We start from the raw sequence: 4,209 nt of genomic DNA, 5'->3' as shown, positions 1-4,209 counted from the left end.
TGTAAGGCATGATGCCGAGCGCAAAGATCGCCATGCGCTGCACGGCGCCGCCGGCGAACATGTTGAACATGCCGAGCACGCCCTTGCTCTGCGAAGAGAAGGCCTGGGCGAAGGCGTCGGGATTGATACCGGGAAGCGGGATGTAGGTGCCGAGGCGATAAACCAGCAGCGCGCCGATCGTGAACCAGATGCGCTTCTTCAAATCCTCCGCCTTGGCGAAGGCCGAGAAATTCAGATCCGAGGCTAATTGTTCAGCAGCCGAAGCCATGCCTGATTCTCCGCTTGGTAACGCTTGATGGCCCTGAGGTCAGGCGGCGCGTTTCACCGAAGCTCACGAGATAAGCTCCGGGCTCTAAACATGCAAGCGGCCGCGTTGACGCGGCCGCCTCGTTGAGCAGATCAAAGCGAAATCGTGAGCAAAAACGGATTCCACTCCTGCCGATCGCGCTTCAAATTGCCGTTACTCGGCAGCTGCCTTTTCCTGCGGCAGCTTGACCGAACCGCCGGCCTTTTCGATCTTCTCGATCGCGGCCTTGGAGGCGCCGGCGACGTCAAAGGCGAGCTTCGCCTTGATCTCGCCATCCGAGAGGATGCGCACGCCGTCCTTGACGCGGCGGATGACGCCGGCGGCAACCAGCGATTCAGCCGTCACGGTTGCCTTGGCGTCGAGCTTCTTGGCGTCGATGGCCACCTGGATGCGGGCCAGCGACACGACGGTGAAGCTCTTGGCGAAGATGTTGTTGAAGCCACGCTTCGGCAGGCGCCGGTAGAGCGGCATCTGGCCACCCTCGAAGCCGTTGATGGCGACGCCGGAGCGCGCCTTCTGGCCCTTGACGCCGCGACCGCCGGTCTTGCCGGAGCCGGAGCCGATACCACGGCCGAGACGCTTCTTGGAGTGCGTCGCGCCGTCCTTGTCACGCAGATCGTTGAGTTTCATCTGACTTCTCCTGCGCTCTGGCTCAGCCCTCGTCCACGACGCGGACGAGATGCTGGACGGCAGCGATCATGCCGCGCACGGAGGGCGTATCTTCCAGCGTGCGCTGCTTGTGCATCTTGTTGAGGCCGAGGCCGACCAGCGTCGCGCGCTGTTCCTTCGGACGGCGGATCGGCGAACCGATCTGCTCAACGGTGATGGTCTTGGTTGCTTTCTTGGCCATGGTCAAAATCCCTGGTCAGATCGACTATTCTTCAGCCGCAACGGCGGTGCCGCGGCGGGCCTGAAGGGTCGAATACTTGATGCCGCGAGCAGCAGCCACATCCTTGGGATGCATCTGGCTCTTCAGCGCGTCGAAGGTGGCGCGAACCATGTTGTAGGGGTTCGACGAACCCATCGACTTGGCGACCACGTCATGCATGCCGAGCGTCTCGAAGACAGCGCGCATCGGGCCACCGGCGATGATGCCGGTACCTTGCTTGGCGGCGCGCAGCAGCACGCGTCCAGCACCCCAGCGTCCTTCGACGTCGTGATGCAGCGTACGGCCCGAGCGCAGCGGCACGAAAATCATGTCGCGCTTGGCCGATTCAGTTGCCTTGCGGATAGCTTCCGGCACTTCGCGCGCCTTGCCGTGACCAAAGCCGACGCGGCCCTTCTGGTCGCCGACGACGACGAGTGCTGCAAAACCGAAGCGACGGCCGCCCTTGACGACCTTGGCGACGCGGTTGATGTGGACGAGCTTGTCCACCATGCCGTCATCGCGTTCTTCACGATCGCGGCCGCGGCCGCCATCCCTACGTTCCTGTGCCATATCCTGTTCCTTGTTTTTTTCCGGAAGCACGGTTGCTGATAAGATCCGGTGCCTCGCCCCGATTAAATCGGGAAACGGTCACCGGGGGCGAAATCATTTCCTTCGCATAATCTTTATCCGAAAAGTCTGCAACTTTTCGGGATCATGCTTAGAAGCTCAAGCCACCTTCGCGGGCAGCCTCGGCGAGCGCCTTGACGCGGCCGTGATAGATGTAAGCGCCGCGGTCGAAGACGACTTCCTTGACGCCGGCCTTGGTGGCGCGCTCGGCGATCAGCTTGCCGATCGCGGTGGCGGCAGCGGTGTCGGCGCCGGTCTTGAGCGAACCCTTGAAGTCCTTCTCGAGCGTCGAAGCGGCGGCGATGGTGTGGCCCTTGGCGTCGTCGATGACCTGCACATAGATGTTCTTCGACGTGCGGTGGACCGACAGACGCGGACGCTCGCCGGCGACCTTCTTGATCTGACGACGGACGCGCTGCGCGCGGCGCTGCGTGGATTCCTTGGTACCCATGATGGTCTTCCTTGCCTTCAAAAAACGGGGGCCGCCATATGCGGTAGGCGAAAGCGCCTCCCGCGACCGCTCCCCGCGGCGTTACACTCTTGGCTTGGCCCTTTCCGAAAAGTCTTCAACTTCTCGAGGCCAGGCCTACTACTTCTTCTTGCCTTCCTTGCGGACGATCTTCTCGCCGGCGTAGCGGACGCCCTTGCCCTTGTAAGGCTCGGGACCACGATACTCGCGGATCTCGGCCGCAACCTGGCCGACCTGCTGCTTGTCGATGCCGGCCACGGTGATTTCAGTCGGCTTCGGCACGGTGATGGTGATGCCCTGCGGCGTCTCATAGACGACGTCATGGCTGAAGCCAAGCGCCAGCTGCAGGTTCTTGCCCTGAAGTGCCGCGCGATAGCCGACGCCGGTGATCTCGAGCTTCTTCTCGAAACCGTCCTTGACACCCTGCAGGATGTTGACGATCTGCGTGCGCGACATGCCCCACTTGGAGCGGGCGGTCTTGGTCTGGTCGCGCGGCTGGACAGCGATCTCGCTGCCTTCCATCTTGACCAGCACTTCGTCGTTCACCACGAACTTCAGCTCACCCTTGGGGCCCTTCGCCGTCACGGTCTGGCCGTTGACGGTCGCGGTCACGCCCTGCGGCAGCGAAACGGGTTTCTTTCCAATACGAGACATTTTGTTGTCCTCGTCACTTCTCTTGTTTCAGGTCTCTGTCTTCGGGAACGATCCGAAGACCGGATTCCACTTTGCGGTCAACTGCCAGATCAGAAGATCTGGCAGAGGATCTCACCGCCGACGTTCTGTTCACGTGCTTCATGGTCGGCCATCACGCCCTTCGGTGTCGAAAGGATGGCGATGCCGAGGCCGTTTGCGACCTGCGGAATCGACTTGGCCGAAACATAGACGCGGCGGCCTGGCTTCGAAACGCGGGCTATTTCGCGCACGACCGGCGCGCCGTCGAAATACTTCAGCTCGATCTCGATTTCGGACTTGCCGTTGTCGAAGTCGGTCTGGCTGTAATCGCGGATATAGCCTTCAGCCTTCAGCACGTCGAGGACGCGGGTGCGCAGACGCGAAGCCGGCGTCGAAACGCTCGACTTCTTGCGGCCATACGCGTTGCGGATGCGGGTCAGCATATCGCCGAGAGGATCGCTCAATGACATGTTATGTCCTCCTTACCAGCTCGACTTGACCAGGCCCGGGATCTGGCCGTTATTGCCGAGATCACGAAGCGCGATGCGCGATACTTTGAGCTTGCGATAGTAGGCGCGCGGACGGCCGGTGACTTCGCAGCGGTTGCGGATGCGGATCTTGGCCGAGTTGCGCGGCATGGCGGCAAGCTTGAGCTGAGCGCGGAAACGCTCTTCCATCGGCTTGGACTGATCCATGATGATCGCCTTGAGCGCAGCCCGCTTGGGACCGTACTGGTCGGCAAGCTTGCGGCGCCTGTTGTTCTTCTCGACTGAGCTGGTCTTTGCCATTTCAGATTTTTCCTTTTCTCGCTGCCGTTACTGGCGGAAGGGGAAGTTGAAGGCCTTGAGCAATGCCCTGGCTTCGTCGTCCGTCTTCGCAGTCGTACAAACGATGACGTCCATGCCCCAGATCTGATCAACCTTGTCGTAGTTGATCTCCGGGAACACGATGTGTTCCTTGATGCCCATGGCGTAGTTGCCACGGCCATCGAAGCTCTTCGGATTCAGTCCGCGAAAGTCGCGGACGCGCGGCAGTGCGATGTTCACGAGACGGTCGAGGAACTCATACATGCGTTCCTTGCGCAGCGTGACCTTGGCGCCGATCGGCATCTTCTCGCGGACCTTGAAGCCGGCGATCGAGTTGCGGGCGCGGGTGACGACGGCCTTCTGGCCGGCAATCATCGCCAGGTCTTCGGCCGCGATCGAAGGCTTCTTCGAATCGGCGGTCGCTTCGCCAACGCCCATGTTCAGCACGATCTTGTCGATG

Annotated in this window: 8 protein-coding genes and 1 pseudogene; all 9 read right to left on the bottom strand. The window is 61.4% G+C overall.

The genetic code is table 11. The annotated features are described in order from the left end of the window. Positions 1 to 268, bottom strand: a pseudogene (locus tag EN925_RS25545) (preprotein translocase subunit SecY); the annotation flags it as partial. Positions 269 to 460: 192 nt separating this feature from the next. Further along, complete coding sequence (gene rplO, locus EN925_RS25540) at positions 461 to 937, bottom strand: 50S ribosomal protein L15 (protein WP_013531434.1); 477 nt, start codon at positions 935 to 937, stop codon at positions 461 to 463. A 22-nt stretch (positions 938 to 959) separates the two neighbouring features. Next, positions 960 to 1,157, bottom strand: a complete 198-nt coding sequence (rpmD, locus tag EN925_RS25535; protein ID WP_006205449.1) for a 50S ribosomal protein L30 — start codon at positions 1,155 to 1,157, stop codon at positions 960 to 962. A gap of 24 nt (positions 1,158 to 1,181) precedes the next feature. Continuing rightward, positions 1,182 to 1,745 (bottom strand): 30S ribosomal protein S5, encoded by a 564-nt coding sequence (gene rpsE / locus EN925_RS25530; RefSeq protein WP_006333394.1) that lies wholly within the window; start codon positions 1,743 to 1,745, stop codon positions 1,182 to 1,184. A gap of 148 nt (positions 1,746 to 1,893) precedes the next feature. Continuing rightward, entirely contained in the window at positions 1,894 to 2,253 is a 360-nt protein-coding gene (gene rplR, locus EN925_RS25525) for a 50S ribosomal protein L18 (protein WP_013531433.1), read from the bottom strand. 138 nt (positions 2,254 to 2,391) lie between these two features. After that, a complete protein-coding gene (gene rplF / locus EN925_RS25520) occupies positions 2,392 to 2,925 on the bottom strand; it encodes a 50S ribosomal protein L6 (RefSeq protein ID WP_013531432.1) in 534 nt (177 codons plus the stop codon). An 89-nt stretch (positions 2,926 to 3,014) separates the two neighbouring features. Continuing rightward, a complete protein-coding gene (gene rpsH, locus EN925_RS25515) occupies positions 3,015 to 3,413 on the bottom strand; it encodes a 30S ribosomal protein S8 (RefSeq protein ID WP_013531431.1) in 399 nt (132 codons plus the stop codon). Positions 3,414 to 3,425: 12 nt separating this feature from the next. Beyond that, positions 3,426 to 3,731: a 30S ribosomal protein S14 gene (rpsN, locus tag EN925_RS25510; RefSeq protein ID WP_013895695.1), complete on the bottom strand. Its 306-nt coding sequence runs from the start codon at positions 3,729 to 3,731 to the stop codon at positions 3,426 to 3,428. Positions 3,732 to 3,758: 27 nt separating this feature from the next. Further along, the coding region (rplE, locus tag EN925_RS25505) for a 50S ribosomal protein L5 (protein WP_128337021.1) at positions 3,759 to 4,209 on the bottom strand (451 nt) is incomplete at its 5' end.

Source organism: Mesorhizobium sp. M7A.F.Ca.US.006.04.2.1 (genome assembly GCF_004022915.1).
Taxonomy (GTDB): Bacteria; Pseudomonadota; Alphaproteobacteria; order Rhizobiales; family Rhizobiaceae; genus Mesorhizobium; species Mesorhizobium ciceri.
The sequence above is the reverse complement of the archived record's forward strand: the minus strand, read 5'-3'. Positions and strand labels throughout refer to the sequence as shown.

Coding starts and splice junctions, on each gene's coding strand:
- rplO (WP_013531434.1), bottom strand. CDS start 937: ATGAAACTCAACGATCTGCGTGACAAGGACGGCGCGACGCACTCCAAG.
- rpmD (WP_006205449.1), bottom strand. CDS start 1,157: ATGGCCAAGAAAGCAACCAAGACCATCACCGTTGAGCAGATCGGTTCG.
- rpsE (WP_006333394.1), bottom strand. CDS start 1,745: ATGGCACAGGAACGTAGGGATGGCGGCCGCGGCCGCGATCGTGAAGAA.
- rplR (WP_013531433.1), bottom strand. CDS start 2,253: ATGGGTACCAAGGAATCCACGCAGCGCCGCGCGCAGCGCGTCCGTCGT.
- rplF (WP_013531432.1), bottom strand. CDS start 2,925: ATGTCTCGTATTGGAAAGAAACCCGTTTCGCTGCCGCAGGGCGTGACC.
- rpsH (WP_013531431.1), bottom strand. CDS start 3,413: ATGTCATTGAGCGATCCTCTCGGCGATATGCTGACCCGCATCCGCAAC.
- rpsN (WP_013895695.1), bottom strand. CDS start 3,731: ATGGCAAAGACCAGCTCAGTCGAGAAGAACAACAGGCGCCGCAAGCTT.